Source organism: Pseudomonas congelans (assembly GCF_900103225.1).
Classification (GTDB): domain Bacteria; phylum Pseudomonadota; class Gammaproteobacteria; order Pseudomonadales; family Pseudomonadaceae; genus Aquipseudomonas; species Aquipseudomonas congelans.
The window spans coordinates 93,676-110,069 of the sequence record NZ_FNJH01000002.1 but is presented as its reverse complement, the minus strand read 5'-3'; the positions used below and the strand labels follow the sequence as shown (position 1 = coordinate 110,069).

Sequence of the window (16,394 nt, the reverse complement as noted above, 5' to 3'; positions counted from 1 at the left end):
GCCCTGCGTCGCCTAGGGCTGGTTCTGACTGCTTTGGTCGGCGCGATACAGAGACGCACTGCCGCTGGCCAATGACCCTGTGCCTTGAGCCACGTTACTGAAATTGCCGGTGGCGCTGTTGCCGCCGTTACCGGAGTTGTTCTGGGTGTCGGCCGGTTTGCTGGCGTCCTGGCTGGGCTTGGCTTCAGGCTTTGTAGCATTCGGTGTGACGTCAGGGGTTTTGGGTGGCGAGCTGCTGAGTCCAGGTAATTTCATGTGCTCTCTCCGAACGGATGATCGATTGGCGGTGCTCCAGCCCACTGATGGCCGCTTGCCGGGCAGCGGGCGTATTCGAGGTTGCCGGTAGGGGTTGATGCTTGAAGACCCGCGGGTGAAGTGGGCAAGGGATGTGTGGCTGCGCAGGGACAATCGGTTCCTTGCAAACGCGTTTCAGAAAACTTTGCACAAAACATGGAACCGGTTTGGTGGCTTCGACCACACAGCGTCATGATCACGACGAGATCGACCCGATGGTGCCTGGCAGTTTTTTCCGTGCGCAGTACGTGCACAAGCCTTCGCGCGGGCGTACGGAAAGGTCTGTGGCCAGCAGCGCAGGCGATAAACATTTGATGCGCTCGATGCGATTCGCCGGCGGGCTTGTGCTGGCCAGTCTGTGTGCTTCTGCCCACGGCGCTTTTTTCAGCGGGCACGACCTGCAGCAACCGTTACGCGAGATCCGGCAGGGACGGCCATTGACGGCCGGCCAGATGCAGGCGTTGGGATACGTTCAGGGTGTTTACGATGCGAATGCAGGCTTGTTGTTCTGCAGTCAGGAGGGCGTGGATGCCGGTGAGGTCGTGCAAACCGTCAATGCCTACCTGCTGACGCATCTGCAGATGCTGGACCAACCGGCAAGTGTCGGCCTGACCGCTGCGTTTATTGCCCGATGGCCTTGTCGACGCCAACACTAGTGGAGCGATCCAATACTCCTTTTCACGGGCAACAATACTATTTTGTAGTTTATAAACTTTGAACAGGTTCACACCGTATGGCACAGTAGTGGTGGCGCAGTTAATGTGATGCGCGTACATGATTATGAGAGTTAAGTTGTTGGTGTGAAGTGCATTCATAAAAATGTCACTTTTAACAGTCACCCTGATCTGCTGTGTCGCAAACAGTAGGTGAGTGTCGTTTTTAGAGTGCTTGAAGGCTCTGGGTCGGCACATGCAGTAAGCCAGTGTTTACGGGCTTAACAGCATTAAAAAAGCGCTAACTATAACTTCCCGGGAACTTAGTTCGTGAAGCCTAGGTCTAGGATGAGCGGACTTTTCGAAAATACCGCATCCCCTCTGACTGCCTTCCCGTTGTAACCAGGGAGAGGAAAGTCATTAGAAATGCAATCACTTTACTTGTGCGGCCTCTGTAGTTTGTCAAGCGCAAATTATATACCAATAAGGCCGAGACACCGGACGTTTGTGCGAAGAGGGTATCCCACATGGATAGACGTGAGTACGAAGCGGACCTGAAGGATATTGCCTATTTTGGCGATTTCGTTGACTTGCAGTACCTGGCTACCAATACGGCTCCGTTGAATATCGACCTGTTGCTGGTCGGTGAAACCGGCACGGGAAAGGATACCCTCGCTCGACAGATTTACCGTCTGTCGCGACGACGCGGAGCGTTCGTCGCGATGAATTGCGCTGCCATTCCGGAGAGTCTGGCCGAGAGCGAACTGTTCGGTGTCGTCAGTGGTGCCTATACAGGTGCCAGCAAATCACGCAGTGGTTATGTCGAGGCTGCTCAGGGGGGCACGCTATACCTCGATGAGATCGACAGCATGCCACTGTCATTGCAGGCCAAGCTGCTGCGGGTACTGGAAACCCGAGGTGTGGAGCGCCTGGGATCGACCGAATTCATCCCGGTGGACATGTGCGTGATCACCTCGTCGCAACGTCCCTTGGAGCAACTGGTGGAAGAGGGTACTTTCCGCCGCGACCTTTACTTCCGCCTCAGCGTGGTCAGCATTCAGATGCCGCCGCTGCGCGAGCGTCGCGAGCAAATCATCCCGCTGTTCAATCGCTTCCTGGCCAAGCAAGCCATGCTGGTTGGGCGTCCCGCACCGGTGGTGACGCCAGCGGTGACTCAGCAACTTCTGACTCATTCATGGCCCGGCAACATCCGCGAGCTCAAGTCCAGTGCCAAACGTTTCGTATTGGGCTTTGCGCCGCTGGCCCAGGCATGTTCACCGGAGCCCTTGCAGTTGAAGGCGCAGTTGCGGGTCATCGAGCGGATTCTTATCGATGAAGCCATGAAGCGGCATCAGCAAAGTGTCGAGGCGGCCAGTTTCGAACTGGGCATCCCGAGTCGCACTCTTTATCACCGCATCAAAAGCCTTTCAGCCTGACGCCTCGTTTTATCCGACTCGGTTCTCAATACCGTTTTAACCTTCGATCCCGGCCCTGCAGCCAGTATCTGCAATGGTTGCGCGCCTCTGGCGCTCACTGCGGCGGCCGTCGCCAACGACTTCATTCGTCAGTCACCGACTAATCAATTCGTTAAAAGTGGAACTGCTTTCTTCCTCGTGCCCACTCAGTGATCAGGACTGACGATCCAACCGTGTCAGGCCTGAATCTCCCACGCTATTCAACAAGCTGAGGTGCATTATGCTGGGCAATCTTTTTAACTCCATTAATAACACTATTGGCAGTGCTTCCAACGCGTTCGGCGCGATGACCGCGGGCAGTGACGGTGGCATGACCGATCGCTCCTCCGAGAACGCCGAGAACTTGTCCGACGCCACGGGCGCAGCTGACTCCAAGGTCACTAATGCCGGTCGCGAAAGCGTCAAGGTACAAGCTGAAAACGCCGTGCAGAGCATGGTCCAGAAAGCCGACATCAATCACATGAACAACGTCTCGCAGAACGTCGGCTCCATCAGCTACTGATCGCGTCTGGCGGCGGCTTGGCAAGCCTGTTGCGAGGTTTGCCACGACGCCGCCGTCATTCTTGTATGCCTGATCATCAGAGGACGTATAGGCATGTCTATCTCCCCCATGAATATCGAAAATAACAGTCGGTCGTTCGGCCTCGGCAACGAGTCGCAGACGCGATTCGGCACGAACGCGTCTGGCGCAAGTGAGCGCCCACAGACCCTGGATGCCGCGCTGGACACATTGGTCAAGTCGATGACCAATGACAAGGGTCAGGTCAACAGCGACAACCCGCTGGTCAAAATGCTCTCCGATTTCCTTGAAAAAGCCCTCGGTTCGATGCTCCAGCAGATGGGCGCAGGCAGCGGTGCGCAGGGCGCCGCGCAGGGCACAGGCGCCTCTACGGTGCAGAACATGTCGCCGGAAGAACTCAAGGAAGCCTTGAGCGGCATGATCGAGCAACTGCTCGGTGGCAGCGCGGGGGCGGGCGGCAGTAGCGGCGCAGGCGGTGAAGACATATTGTCCAAACTGCTTGGCGGCCTGGCTCAGGAAAAGCTCAACAGCCTGCTGCAACCTTCTGATGAAGCCTCCAATTCGGGGGGGGCCACGTTTGACGAAAAGGACAAAGCCATCCTCGAAGAGGTTGCGCAGTTCATGGATCAGCATCCCGAGGAGTTTGGTTCTCCGCATGACGCAGACGGCAACACCAAGTCGTGGTCTGACGAACTCAATGAGGTCGATGACAAAGGCAATCCTGACTTCAAGCTCAACAGCGCCGAGGCCAGCGCCTTTCAGGATGCGATCAATATGCTGGGCCAAAGCGCTGCCAGTGGCTCTGCGTCATCGTCGGGCATGCTGGCAAACAGTGGCTTGCCCATCTCCTCTGGTGAAGGCGGCGGTGGCGGATCGGCTGGCGGTCCTGGTGGTGGAAACTTCGGCGGCGGCAACGTGAGCGTCACCCTCAGTGCCGAGGACTTCCTCAAGCTGATGCAAGGCGGCACTCAGGGTGGGGCTTCCGCGCAGAGCCAGGCTCTGAGCCAGGATGCCTCGCAGACCGCCGGATCAATCATGGACAAAATGTTTAGCTGACAACCGCGACGGAGGTCGATATGTCGATTGGAAAACTGGATAACAGCTCGGCCTCCGCCGCGGCACTCAAGCCGGAACTGGAGGAGCAAGAGGGCTCCGCGACTCGCGGCGATGCCGACTGGTTCAAGGCTGCTCTTCAGAAGACCGAGCCCACCGAGGCTGCGGGGAGCTTCTCCGAGCAGGTGATGAACCCGCTCACGCGCAAGGCCCTGTCTCTGGAGGACATGTCCAAGGACGCCGGCAAGGCGCTTCGTGAAGCCTCCCTGGACTCGGACCCGATGAAATTCATGGAGGCCAGCCGGGCGCTGAGCTCCTACTACTTGCAAACCTCACTGTCGGTAAAAATGATCAGCAAGGGTTCGCAAGCCTTGGACAAACTCACCAACATGCAGTGACGGATGGGCTGATGAGGCATTTTCTGCGACATCTGGGCATGATCGGGCTGGTACTGTTACTCAGCGCCTGCGGCGACGAGATCGAGCTGCACGGCAAGCTGTCGGAGAACGATGCCAACGACGTGATCGCCGAGCTTTCGAGCAAGCACATCGAGGCTACCAAGCGCAGCAACAAGGAAGGCGTGAGCGTGCTGCTCTCGGCCAGCGATATCAACCGCGCAGTGCGGGTGCTGGAGGCGGCGGGGCTGCCGAGACGTACGCGTACCAACCTGGGTGAAATTTTCAAGAAAGAAGGGGTCATTTCCACGCCTCTGGAAGAGCGGGCCCGCTATATCTACGCCTTGTCTCAGGAGCTTGAGTCGACCTTGTCGCAGATCGACGGGGTCATCGTTGCCCGTGTGCACGTGGTATTGCCCGAGCGTGTCGCGCCTGGTGAGCCAGTGCAGCCGGCCTCTGCCGCAGTTTTCATCAAGCATGCCGCCAGCCTCGACCCGGACACGGTGTTGCCGAGAATCCGGCGCATGGTGTCCAGCAGTATTCCGGGTATGGCGGGCGCTCTGGATAACACCGAAAAACTTTCGGTGGTGTTTGTCGACGCCCAGGCGTACCAGGAGCAGCAGGTACTGGTCAGTTTCGGCCCGTTTCTGGTGCCCGAACAGCAGCTTGGCTCGCTCAAGGCGTGGAGTGTTGCGCTCGCTGTGGGGATTTTTGTCTTGCTCGCCGGTCTGGCGCTCTGGCTGCGTCCGGCCCTGCGTCATACGTTGCTCGGTTTTCTCGGCAGGCGTTCTGCACCCCCCGCGCCGGGGACCGATGTCGTTCCAGCGGGCGAGCGCGCCACATGAATCAGGCGCTGGCCCACTACTGGCTGCAATGGTGGCTGCGCCCCTGGCAGTGGGCTGACCCCAGCTGGTCCAGCGTGCTGGGCGAGCGTCAGTTGAGTAATGACCAGTTTGTTCTGCTCTCATCGCTACACCCGGATCATCTGGGTACGGCGTTTGGCGTACAGGCCAGCAGTCCGCTGCTGCCCGATGCGCTGATCGTGGGACTTATTCAGGCAAGCGAGCAGCGAGAGACGGTGCTCGCGGTCGTTGAACACCTGTGTACCGCGCGCGCCACCCGGCCTTTGCCCAATGACGATTTACGCCCTTGGTGTCGCAGTATTGCCAAGGCGCTGCGTCCCGGCAGCTGGTTGCCCGACGAGCACATTGAGCCTCTTCAATTGCTGGCCCAATGGTGTGGCGAGCAGCAGTGGCAGCGTCTGCGCCTGTTATGGCCACGGGCTATGGCGATGGCTATCGAGCCGCAGCCATGCAACGAGCCCAGACGTCTGGATATGCTCTGGCGTGCCGCGTTGCAACGAGTTCTGGAGGAACCTCATGTTCATTCGCCGCAAGCTTAGCCTTGACCCGAACCTTCCCAGCCTGGCCCAGCCCTTGTTGCGTCGTGAGTGTTTCAGTGATGTGGCTTTGGCCAGTGAATATCTGCAACGCGCTCGCGCTGAAGCGCAGGCGCTGCTCGCTGATGCCCAGGTTGAAGTCGAGCGCATGCTTGCCGAGGCTCAAGCAGATTTCTGGGCGCGTGCCGATGCCTTTCTGGGTGACTGGGAGGCTGAACGTCAGGCACAACGCGACGCGCTGGTCGAGCAGGCACAAGGCCTGTTGAGCCAGACCCTGAAGACCTTGCTGGACGAGTTTCCCCAGGAACAACGTGCCTTGGCGCTGGTACGTCAGCTTGACCAGAGCCAGTCCCGGCCGGTGCGTGCCACCTTGCGTTGTGCAGTGGACATGCATGAACCCGTCGAGGCCTGGCTGCAGCACCAACCCCGAGCGCATTGGCAACTGGAGCGTGATACCGGCCTCGCTTCCGGCACGTTGTTGCTGAGCACCGAGCAGGGCGATTTCGGCCTCGACTGGGAACGCCTGCGCACGTGCGTGCTTGAGCTTGCCTGAACGGCTCCCGCGTGACGCAGCTTTCAAAAAAATGATCAATGTGACGGGTCACGGAACCGTTTTCCGCGGCGCGACCACTCATCACTGTCATCCTTTTTCGAGAGAACGCGCCATGACGACCAACGCCCTGGAAAGACGGCTGGACAACAACTACGAGCGAGCCAATCGCAGCTATGAGTCGGTGACCAAAGCCGCCGCCGACGACCCCAGTGTCGAGAACATGCAGGCTATTTTTGAAGAGACCATGAAAACCTCTTCGGCCAACTTCGCCATGAACCAGGCGTTCAAGGTCAAGCACAGCCTGACCAAGACGGTGCTCGATGGCTTCCAATGAGCTGTACGCTCAGCTCGAAGCCTGCCGCCTCGAGGCTGGCGGGCTGTTCGAATGCTGGGTGGACGGAGTCAGCATCCAGGTGCAGAACCGTGGTGGTTTCTTCTGCCGCGTCGCGTTGCCTGGGCGCATTGGTATGCAAAACGAGCAATTGGCACCTTTGCTTCGCCTCGCCGAGGCCAGCCTGATGGGGGACGACCCTATTGCCCTCGCTTACGACAGCCGTCAACAGCGAGCCTGTCTGGTGCGCTGGCTGAACGCCGATGCCGACACCTCGACCCTGATCGCCACGGTAGAAAACCTGGCCAATCAGCAAGCCGCCTGGATTCAGGTACTTGCCGAGCAGGCACCCCGCCAACCCGCTAGCCGACCAGCCATTCAGGCTTCGCTGGGCCTGGGACTTTTGCACAGAGGACTTATGAATGGCTAGAACAGCCTGGACCTGCCTGCCCTTGATGGCTGCGATGCTCTGGGCGACGCCCACCCTGGCAGTTGTACCGGAACAATGGCGCGATACACCGTATGCCTATGACGCCAAGAATGCCCCGCTGAGCCAGGTGCTCAACGACTTCGCCGAAAGCTTTGGCGTCAAGCTGGAGGCGGAGGGAATCAGCGGCACCGTAAACGGCCGGATGCGCAGCGAAAGTCCGGAAGCCTTTCTGGACCGCCTGGGGCTTGAGCACAAGTTTCAATGGTTCGTTTACAACAACAGCCTGTATGTCAGCCCACTCGACCAGCAGCAGTCGAAACGTATTGAAGTGGACGAGAAATCCGTGGACGACCTCAGCGAGGCGTTGACCGATGTCGGCCTGCTGGACAAGCGTTTCGGCTGGGGTGCGTTGCCCGAGCAGGGCGTGGTGCTGGTGCGTGGCCCGCGCAAGTATGTCGAGCTGATCGAGGATTTCAGCAAGAAGCAGAAGAGCCGCGATGAAAAGCAGGAGGTCATTTACCTGCCGCTGCGCTTCGCCAACGCTGCAGACAGACCGATCAAGTATCGCGGCGAAAGCCTGAAAATCGATGGCGTTGCCACGCTGCTGCGCAACCTGCTCGAACGCCGTGCCTCGTCGCTCGGCGGCGGAGCCTTGAATGCCGATGCGTTGCGTTCCGGTACGCTGCCGATGGCAGGCATGGGTGGCTTCGGTGCTGATGCGAGCAACTTTCCGCAGTTATTCGATGACTCCCGTTCGAGCGAGTTTGCCGGCCAGAATTACCAGCCTCCGAGCGAAGATGAACAGCGCTCCAGTCGTTCGCGCAGTCATATCAGGGTCGAGGCCGACGTACGCAATAACGCCGTGCTGATCTACGACGCACCCGAGCGCCGCTCGATCTACAAGGATCTTGTCGAGGAATTGGACAAACCGCGCAATGTGATCGAAATCGACGCGATCATCGTCGACGTCGACCGCAGCCAGATGGACGAACTGTCCAGCAACTGGGGGCTGAGCGCCGGCAACTTCAGCGGCGGAGCGAACATTGCCGAGAACGGCCGCAGCTCAACCATGTTCGTCCAGGATCAGGACAAGTTCTTTGCCGGGCTGCGTGCCCTGGAAGGCAACGGGTCGGCCACGGTAATCGGTAATCCATCGGTGCTGACCCTGGAAAACCAGCCTGCAGTGATCGACTTCAGCCAGACCGAGATTCTCGAAGCCGTGGGCGAACGGGTCGCCAACTTCCAGCCGTTGACCGCAGGCACCAGTCTGCAGGTCATTCCCCGCTCGATTACCGCGTCCGGTGCCAAGAACCAGATGATCCAGCTGGTCGTCGACATCGAGGACGGGCAGATCGAGGAGTCCAATATCCGCGCCGAGCAGCCATCGGTAAGGCGTGGCAACGTCAGCACTCAGGCCGTCATCGCCGAGAAAGCCTCGCTGGTGGTGGGTGGTTTCCACGTTTATGAAAATAACGAGCGGACGAAGAAAGTGCCGTACCTGAGCGCCATTCCGATTCTGGGCAAGCTGCTGTTTACCGCACGCGAGCGGGGCCAGTCCAATCGCGAGCGGCTGTTCATCCTTACCCCGCGCCTGGTCGGTGATCAGGTCAATCCGATGCGTTATATCGACTATGGCAATCCCAATCATGTGCAGGACCGTCTGAACAAGATCAAGGAACGCCGCGAGGGTGCCGAGCAGCCTAACCGCACCGTGGTCAGCAATGCCCTGAGTGAAATGATCCGCGGCACGGTTCCTGCCGGATTCACCAGTGCTTCGATCCCGCTGCGTCCGGAGACACTGTGTGACGGCAATCCTGCGCTGCAGCTCGATCCGCGTCGCGCCCAGTGGTATGCCAGCGATCAGGGGTTCGGCATCGCAGTGGCTCTGGTGCGCAATACCACCGACAAACCGCAACGCGTCGATGAAGCCGGTTGTGGCGGGCGCTACGTGGTGGGTGTGAGTGTCTGGCCCAACGCCTGGGTGCCACCTGGTGGCGAGGCCGAGGTGTTCATTGCCTTGCGACCACCCAAGGTCAACAGCGGTGCGCCATCACGCCGCTCCTTGCTGACAACTGCCGCGGAGGTGCGCCAGCCATGAAGGCTCTGGTACTTGCTGTCACTGTTTTGATATTGGCCGGTTGCTCATCCTTTGGTCACTCCGGATGCACCGGGGAGGCATGTGATCGGCCAACCTCCACTAACCGTGAGGTTGTTATCTGGTGGCCGCCGCAAATGCGCGACGGTCTCGGCCTGGGGGATGAACAGGTCGATTTTACTCGAGTGCCTCTGGAGGATTGAAAGTTATGACCACTCGTAATATTGACAAGGAGCAGTTCTACGCCGAAGTGGTGGCAGGGCGTCCTGCCATCTGGGAAATCGCTGCGGGCGTGTCGTTCTGTACGCGCCGTGAGTGCATGGACTGGGGGCTGGCCCTGCAGGTCGACTGGCACAACCTTGGCCCGTCGCAGTTTGGCGAGGCGCTTGAACGTCGTTTCGATGACCCGGAACGCTACCACGATTACTTTCTGTTTCTGGACTCACGTCGTGAATTCGTGATCTGGCGCTGTCTGCCGGGTGAGCTGGACAGAGCCGCACTGGATGAAATCAGCACCCATCAATTGCAACTGATGGGGCTGGAGCATCTTGGCAAGAGCCTGTCGCGTCATTGAGACCCGTCAGGTTCCTCATAGCTGATACGGAGCATAACTTGTGAGCACACCTCATGCAGATCGCCTGCTTGCGGCCCTGGCCGCTCAGGCTGGCAGTCCACTGGCGTTCGAGAATGGCCTGTGTGCACTGGCCGATGAGCAAGGCCAAGAATTGGCCAACATCGAAGTCCCGGCCCCCGGTGACGTAGCGTTCGTACACGCACGTATCGATCTTGATCAAGCCGGCCCGGGCGTTCACGAGCGTTTGCTGCAGCTCAACTTCAAGCCTGAACAGATGGGCGGATGCTGGCTGGCGCTGGATGCGCAGAACAGCGTGCGCCTGTGCGCCCAGCAAGACCTTGGCAGGCTTGACGAGCTGAGCTTCTGTCAATGGATCATGGGGTTTGTCGATCGTCTCGGAACCCTGCGCAAGATATTGGTGCGCTAGGAGCGCTCGGCGTTCCAGCTCGGGTTGCGCTGGGACAACAGCCGCTCCTGACGCCGCGCGTGATCTTTTCCGGGCCACCAGGTTCAACCTGCGGCCGGATCGGCTCAGGTGCCTTCAACCGGTTAAACCATAACGTTGTTCATAAACCAGAGAGGAAATCCCCATGCTCCAAGCACTCGCTGCAATCGCACGTCCCCTGGCTCCGATCGCTCAGGATGCCATGCGCAACGTCGCTCAAGGTGCCGGTCAGCAATTGGCCGGAAGCGGTGTAGACGCCATCAAGAACATGATGAGCGGCCAGCCCAGTGGCGGCGCAGTCTCTTACGCCAACGACCCGTCGGAACAAAAACCGGCGACCTACTAACCTCGTTTCGGGCGAACGGTGCTGCCGAAAGGCAGCCCGTCGCGCCTGTCTCTCGCAACCTCCCGCCTGCTTGTTTCGTTCTCCTGCCTCTATTGATTTTTCATGCTTGATCAGCGATCAGCGATCAGCGATCAGCGGCCACGCGAATGCCGACGGCCGCTCGAGAGCGGCCGTCGGCAGCCATCACAACGCGCCTGTGCCTCGTGGTCCACTGCCGGTATTGGCGCTGCCGCTGGCATGTTCCATCGCGCTCTCGCCAGGCTCTGCCGGAGCGCTGTGCAGATTCTTGCGGTTATTGCTGCTCCTGATCTTGATGTTTTGCTGCGCCAGGTCGTCGCGTACATCTTTTTTGACCCATGGCATGACCAGCAGACCACCCGGTGTCACGCTGACGGGCTTGTGTTCCTGATCATGGCTGTACTTGAAGTCCAGTGAAGCCAGAACCACCGTGCTGTTGACCGCTGCACTGCTCTTGGCGCTGAGCAGCAGGCTTGGCGTGGCTTTGCCGTCACTCTGCGTAGCGCTGCGCAACACGGTCATACTCTTGATGCGAATGTTTTCGTCGTCACGCAACGCGGCTTCGAGTTTTTTCTGGATATCCGGATCCCCGGCATTCAAGCCAGCCTCGAGGTGCTCCAGTGTTCTGGGCTTGAGTTCCAGAACCAGCTCCATGGATGTGGGGCCTTCGTTTTCGGCGCGTCTGGCCATCTCCTGAAGCACCGGGTGCTTGTTGATGAACCTGACGATCTCGTCGGCGTTCTTGCCAGAGGTCCTGTCACGCCAGGGCGCTGAAGCCCCGGTCAGACCACCTTTGTTCAATTGCACCCCGGTCGCGGTGTACTTGTGTTCACCTGAGGCCAGCAGGCGTCCGCCGGATTTGGACAGCTCGTTGTTCTTGTCCAGTTGCTGAACGGTGTAGGCCAGCTCTTTGAGCGCCTCATTTTCCAGAGGCAGATGCTCAAGTTGTTTGACTACGCGTTGCAGCGCCGCCAGGTGGCCTTCCATTTCCGTTTTCTCCAGCTTTTGTCCCGCAGCGATGGCCTTGGTGGCTTTTTCCTGTAGGGCGGTCGTGTCGTCTGCCATCGTGTTGGCTTTCATATCGACAGCCAACTGGCGCGCCTGGGCCAATACCGCATCGCGCTGTGCTTCGGTTGGCTGGGCGGGCAGGGCATCCACCGCGTCTTTCAAGTCGGTTACCCGATTGGCCTGGCGGGGCAAGCCCTCCTTCAATCGGGGTAGCAGGGGTTTCAGTTCATCCAGACGGGTCGCAGCCGGTCGTTGTCGAGTGGATACCGTGGGCGAACTGAAGCTCCCCAGAGGGCCGGGTGTCAGTGTGGGCGGAACGTTTACCGGTGCCGGCGCACACCCCTCCAGTTCGTCCAGCAGAGCCTGCCGTTCACTCACCGCCTGTGCAACCTCCTTGTCCTTGAGCACTTTTGTCAGGGCTTTTTCAACATCGTGCAGCTGCGGTGTGGTCACCGCCTTGCCGGGCTTGAAGTTGAGCGTGAATTTATCGTTCTTCGCGCGATCGATGGCAAAGCTCACGCTGAAGGCATCGGTCAACACTGTCTGGCCAACGAGGATATGGTTTTTGACTCCCATATTATTGGCGTACCCGTCAGGGTGGACGATGCCATTGGTGGCGCCACCGATTCGGGAATAGGTGCCTACACTGGCGCCTGGCAGTACATCACGGGCCCGTTTCGTTGCGATGGCGTCCTTGCCCTCGCCTTTATGGGTGGTCACGCTGGTCTTGGAATTATTCAGCAACGTGGCTTCGGCATTGACGCCCAGGGTGGCACGCAGGAACGCGTTCCAGACGCCACCGTCTTCGCTGCGCAGCAGCGTGCCGCCCAGGTTCAGACGCCCGATGTCCACGCTCGCACCGGCGCCCAGAGTCTGCTGGAACAGCTCGCTTTCTTCCACCGAACCGCCCTTGTCCTGGCCCAGCCGATACAGGTCCGACAGCGAAGCACTCGGGTCGAGCAGGTTTTCCATGATATTGGCCATACTGGCGTTGCTGGCGGTCAGCCAGCCTGCGATCGCATGGGTGTAGGTGGCCTTGGCACTGACGTCGGCGCTATACAGGCTGCTGATTCTGCTCGGATTGTCGGTCGGACCGGAACCGAACAGGCGGTGCGCCACCGCCGAAGGCGCGTGGTAGTAACCGACGTTTAGAAAACCATTGGTGCTGTGGCTGTTTTTCAAACCCAAGGTGGTTGCGCTTTCACCGCCTTCGGTTTCAAGGCTGATGCCGTGCTCGCGTCCTCCGCCGAAATTGACGTAGATGCCACCGCCGTCAGGGGTGAGCGGGACGATCAGCGAAGGTGTGGTAAAGGTAGCGCCCTTGCTGCGCAGCAATGATGTCGCATCGCCCGCTTTCAGGTTGCCGAAGTGGTCACCGATGACGTGCATGTCCGCAGAGAACGAGCGGGTGGTGTTGTACTTCAGGCCGTGTTTGCCGGTCAGCTCGCGTGCCACGGTATCGCGGGCCTCCTGGAGTTTTTCCAGCTCAGTATGGCTGACGACGCCATTGTCGCTGAACAGCTTGATGTCGTTGTTCTCGTACGCCATGCGTAAACCCTGCAACTGATCCAGCGCGGAGCTGGCACCGGTTTTTTTGCCGGCGTCATTGCGGCCGCCTGTAACCGTTTCGTCGTTCGGATTTCTGCTCAGAAGGTCGGCCATCTGATGCAGGAGCTGTGCGTCGAGCAGTATGCGATCTTCCAGCAGGCTGCTGGGGCTCTTGCTGCGGCCGGTGTTGTCGAGGCTCGGTTCGAGTCGGCGGTCCGGTAGCTTGAGGCCCATGTTCACCAGCTCGCGAAGCTTGGCCCGAGCCTTGTTGTCGTTATCGAGCCCGCTGCCGTTCAGCGCTCTGCTCAGCACGCTCACGGTTCCGCCGTTGGCGTTGGGCATGCGAGTGACAGGCTTCAACGCGACGCCGCGCTCGTCCAGCAACTCGTGAATCTGCCCCAGACGCACAATGGCCTGGTAGCTGCTATCCTCGACACTCTCGCGTAATGCCTTGATCTGTTTATGCAGTTGCGCTTTTTCTTCGCCCGCGCGGCCCTGTGGCTGACTGCCAGTCTTGAGTTTGTCAATGCGTGGGTCCAGCGGCGGTTTGCCGATCATGGCCGTTGGGTTATCGAAACTTTCGTAGAGTCGTTGTGATTCCTGATAGAGCGGGTTGAGCCCCGCACGGCTCCGCGCACCGGAGGTTGCGATATGATTGAGCGCGTTCTTGAAGCGGTCTTTGGCCTTGTCGCCTGATTGATAAGCCCGCTTGAGGTCCTGGGCATTGGCCCTGTGCGTTTCAACGGGATGGAAGTGGTGTCGGTAGGATTCCCCCATTCGATGAAACGCTTCATTGGCGTTCTTGAAGATGTTCCCGCTGCTCACGCGCGCATTATCGGTGGTGGAGCCAAGCATCGTGGTGGTCGACGAGCTATTGGCATTGCCAATCTTGCCGGTGCGGTGGTTGCGCGCCTGCATCATTTCCCATTGGGTATTGGCCGCCGGGTTGGACTGAGCCTTGGTCGGCCGCAGGCTGATCGCGCCGAGGCGGTCATAAGACAGTTCCAGTGTGTGGGTAGATACTGAAGGGCGGTTTTTTGCGGCGTTGGTGTTCGTGGCTCCGCTATCTGACGCAAGGCCCACACGCGCCTCGCGGGCCAGGGGCGTTTCCTGCCCGCTTGGCTGTAGCCGTGGACGTTGCAGCCTGACCTCGAACACCGGCCGCTTGTTCGGACCCATCTCGACCTTGCCGATGGTGACTCGGGCCCGGGAAAGCTCGGCTTCGCTCAGCGCCATGCCAGGCTGTTTTGCCAGAACTGCCTTGACCTGGTCCTTGAGTACGTCGGTGGGGGCGTGCGAAGGCTCCTCGGCAATGCTTTCCAGAGCCTGCGCCGAGGTGGCGGCTGTCTTGCCAGCAGAGCCGGCCTGCAATCCGGCTGGCGTCCACGCCGCTGTTTCTCCGTGTTGACTCTGCGTCCACTGGTCATGGTGCAGCCTGTAAAGATTGCCACCGGCGGATGCATACAGGTGTTTTGCCTGATCGAGCGCCAGACTGTTGATGGGCAGCGGCCTGCCATTGGCATCACGCGGGGCGGGAATATCGACACTCAGGCCGTCCAGGCTTGCCTTGAGCGCAGCGGGAGCAGTGCTGTCGGGGCGGGTGAGCAGGGCGAAGTGCTTGTCGTCGAGCACCGCACAATGACTGACCGGCTCCTCGCTCAAGGTGCTACCCAGTTCCGCAGAGGTCGAGCGTCCCAGTGCCACCGGCTCCTCGTTACCCAGTTTCAACTTGGGTTGAGCGAAACTGACATCGAGAGCCTTGGGTGCGTGTTTATGGATCACATAGGGTTTGTCGTCCAGGCCCAGCACCAGATCACTGACGCCATGCGTATGCAGTTTGTCCCACTGCTGAGTGGTCTCGTTCCACCCGCAGAGCTCGCCGGCCTTGTTCAACCCCAGCGCTGCCCCGTTGTGCAGGCGGATCTGGGTGTCGCTCGCGTTGATGCGATCGGGCAGGCCGTTGTTATTGAGCAGGTGCAGTTGCTTGCTTATCCGCCAGCCCGGCTCGATTCTGGCCTGCACTTCTTCTGCATCGGGGATGACCCTTGGCTGGTGCAGTCGAGTACTGTGACGCAGACCCATACCGTCGCGTATCACGGCTTTGAGTGTGCCGCCGTCGGCGATGAATCCCTCGACGGCCGCCTTGTCGGCGGCCTCTGCACCGACGGCCTGATCAAAGTGCAGTTTCACGCGCTGCAGTTTGAACTCGTCCTTCGGCTCCAGCTCCTTGGGCATATGCAGGTGATAAAGCCCGTCATCCTTGTCGAGGACGAACAGGGTCGCTCGTCCGTTGGTGGCTGGCAGCAGTCCCACGCGCTTGACATCAATGGGCTCGCCATTGGCCTTGCGCAGAAGTGCCTCACAGCTTTTGCCCTGATACGTTTTCTCGGCCAGTTGCACCTTGCCATTGCGCATCAGGTTCGCTTCATGGGTTTGTGTCGCGCTGTGGTCGCGCACGTCGTCCTTGTGGCGGTAACGTTTCAGATCGCCGTTGAGGTCCAGCGACAGGCGAGAGATGTCATCCTGGGACGGTTGATCAGGTACCCAGCGCTGTGTGTTCTTATCGAACGCGTACACCGTGCGGCCATGCAGGGTGAACTGGCGATTACGCCGGTCGGTATAGATGCCGGTACTTTCGGCCTGATGCCCCCGGCCAGCCGGGTCCGGCCTCCATTTCATCGGCATCGACGATTTCAACGTGCTGATCAGTGCAGCACTCTGTTGCACCTGATGGTAATGATTATCCTGATCGCGCATCAGGTAACCCCGCACATCGGTGCCTGTTTCATGAGCCAGCAATGCCCGAACGTCTGCGTACTTGCCTTCGGCGTTGAGCTTTTGGGTAATTGCGTGCGCCGCGCTGGAGTTGACCATCTGCAGGCCGTTCTCGCTGCGGTCTCGCGGCGGTCGCATCAGAGGCTCGTGCCAGGCGCGCTGTTCGTTTTTGTCGACCTTGCGCTGGCTTGCACGGAATGCGCTGGTGAGCTTGCTGCCGGCCTTCACCAGAGAGTTCGCCAGGCGTACTCGCGATGAGCCATCCTGGATCTGATTGAGGCGCGGGGCCTTTTTCTGGCTGTGCAGATCGGGCTGCTGTTCTTTTACCGCATGAGGTTGACCATGCGTGCGGAATGAGAGCGGATTCAAGTTGACCATACCTGGAATACTCATTTGCAGAACCGAACATCTGTGTGGCCTTAAGGCCGAGAGTGGTTCCAGAGGCTCTGGAAAAGGGTTCTTGATAAATCCTGCAAGGCGGT

The 16,394-nt window shown here is 59.5% G+C and carries 17 protein-coding genes; 15 read left to right on the top strand and 2 right to left on the bottom strand.

From position 1 onward, the window contains the following. Positions 1–12 precede the first annotated feature (12 nt). Entirely contained in the window at positions 13–255 is a 243-nt protein-coding gene (locus BLR20_RS07285) for a hypothetical protein (protein WP_054994549.1), read from the bottom strand. Positions 256–464: 209 nt separating this feature from the next. Here BLR20_RS07285 and BLR20_RS07280 point away from each other — a divergent pair, with 209 nt between their 5' ends. From BLR20_RS07280 to BLR20_RS07210, 15 genes are all read left to right on the top strand, one after another. Continuing rightward, positions 465–950, top strand: coding sequence for a Rap1a/Tai family immunity protein (locus tag BLR20_RS07280; protein WP_143009981.1), 486 nt, complete (start codon positions 465–467; stop codon positions 948–950). A gap of 524 nt (positions 951–1,474) precedes the next feature. Next, entirely contained in the window at positions 1,475–2,383 is a 909-nt protein-coding gene (locus BLR20_RS07275; protein ID WP_010427580.1) for a sigma 54-interacting transcriptional regulator, read from the top strand. A 259-nt stretch (positions 2,384–2,642) separates the two neighbouring features. Continuing rightward, positions 2,643–2,924 carry a hypothetical protein gene (locus tag BLR20_RS07270; RefSeq protein ID WP_010427582.1) on the top strand — a complete coding sequence of 94 codons (282 nt, stop codon included), beginning with the start codon at positions 2,643–2,645 and terminating at the stop codon, positions 2,922–2,924. A gap of 93 nt (positions 2,925–3,017) precedes the next feature. Further along, entirely contained in the window at positions 3,018–3,998 is a 981-nt protein-coding gene (locus BLR20_RS07265) for a hypothetical protein (protein ID WP_010427584.1), read from the top strand. A 20-nt stretch (positions 3,999–4,018) separates the two neighbouring features. Further along, positions 4,019–4,393 carry an EscI/YscI/HrpB family type III secretion system inner rod protein gene (locus BLR20_RS07260; RefSeq protein ID WP_010427586.1) on the top strand — a complete coding sequence of 125 codons (375 nt, stop codon included), beginning with the start codon at positions 4,019–4,021 and terminating at the stop codon, positions 4,391–4,393. Positions 4,394–4,404: 11 nt separating this feature from the next. Next, a complete protein-coding gene (gene sctJ / locus BLR20_RS07255) occupies positions 4,405–5,235 on the top strand; it encodes a type III secretion system inner membrane ring lipoprotein SctJ (RefSeq protein ID WP_032612075.1) in 831 nt (276 codons plus the stop codon). Beyond that, on the top strand, positions 5,232–5,792 hold the full coding sequence (locus tag BLR20_RS27730) for a hypothetical protein (protein WP_054994551.1): 561 nt from the start codon (positions 5,232–5,234) through the stop codon (positions 5,790–5,792). The genes sctJ and BLR20_RS27730 overlap by 4 nt, the downstream gene beginning before the upstream one ends. Continuing rightward, on the top strand, positions 5,770–6,342 hold the full coding sequence (gene sctL / locus BLR20_RS07245; protein ID WP_050549112.1) for a type III secretion system stator protein SctL: 573 nt from the start codon (positions 5,770–5,772) through the stop codon (positions 6,340–6,342). Before BLR20_RS27730 ends, sctL begins: the two co-directional genes overlap by 23 nt. Before the next feature lie 112 nt (positions 6,343–6,454). Next, positions 6,455–6,676 (top strand): hypothetical protein, encoded by a 222-nt coding sequence (locus tag BLR20_RS07240; protein WP_010427593.1) that lies wholly within the window; start codon positions 6,455–6,457, stop codon positions 6,674–6,676. Next, positions 6,663–7,103, top strand: coding sequence for a hypothetical protein (locus BLR20_RS07235; RefSeq protein WP_010427595.1), 441 nt, complete (start codon positions 6,663–6,665; stop codon positions 7,101–7,103). The genes BLR20_RS07240 and BLR20_RS07235 overlap by 14 nt, the downstream gene beginning before the upstream one ends. Then, positions 7,096–9,201 carry a type III secretion system outer membrane ring subunit SctC gene (sctC, locus tag BLR20_RS07230; RefSeq protein WP_032612077.1) on the top strand — a complete coding sequence of 702 codons (2,106 nt, stop codon included), beginning with the start codon at positions 7,096–7,098 and terminating at the stop codon, positions 9,199–9,201. Before BLR20_RS07235 ends, sctC begins: the two co-directional genes overlap by 8 nt. Next, the gene (gene hrpT, locus BLR20_RS28055; RefSeq protein ID WP_025990807.1) at positions 9,198–9,401 is read left to right on the top strand and encodes an HrpT family type III secretion system protein; all 204 of its coding nucleotides are present in this window, start codon (positions 9,198–9,200) and stop codon (positions 9,399–9,401) included. Before sctC ends, hrpT begins: the two co-directional genes overlap by 4 nt. Positions 9,402–9,406: 5 nt before the next feature. After that, positions 9,407–9,772: a hypothetical protein gene (locus tag BLR20_RS07220; protein ID WP_010427599.1), complete on the top strand. Its 366-nt coding sequence runs from the start codon at positions 9,407–9,409 to the stop codon at positions 9,770–9,772. Positions 9,773–9,812: 40 nt separating this feature from the next. Then, positions 9,813–10,199, top strand: a complete 387-nt coding sequence (locus tag BLR20_RS07215) for a CesT family type III secretion system chaperone (protein WP_010427600.1) — start codon at positions 9,813–9,815, stop codon at positions 10,197–10,199. A 163-nt stretch (positions 10,200–10,362) separates the two neighbouring features. Beyond that, positions 10,363–10,563 (top strand): hypothetical protein, encoded by a 201-nt coding sequence (locus BLR20_RS07210; protein WP_010427602.1) that lies wholly within the window; start codon positions 10,363–10,365, stop codon positions 10,561–10,563. 183 nt (positions 10,564–10,746) lie between these two features. On the opposite strand, the gene BLR20_RS07205 is transcribed toward BLR20_RS07210, so the two are convergent. Then, on the bottom strand, positions 10,747–16,281 hold the full coding sequence (locus BLR20_RS07205) for an AvrE-family type 3 secretion system effector (RefSeq protein WP_162235688.1): 5,535 nt from the start codon (positions 16,279–16,281) through the stop codon (positions 10,747–10,749). Positions 16,282–16,394: the final 113 nt, after the last annotated feature.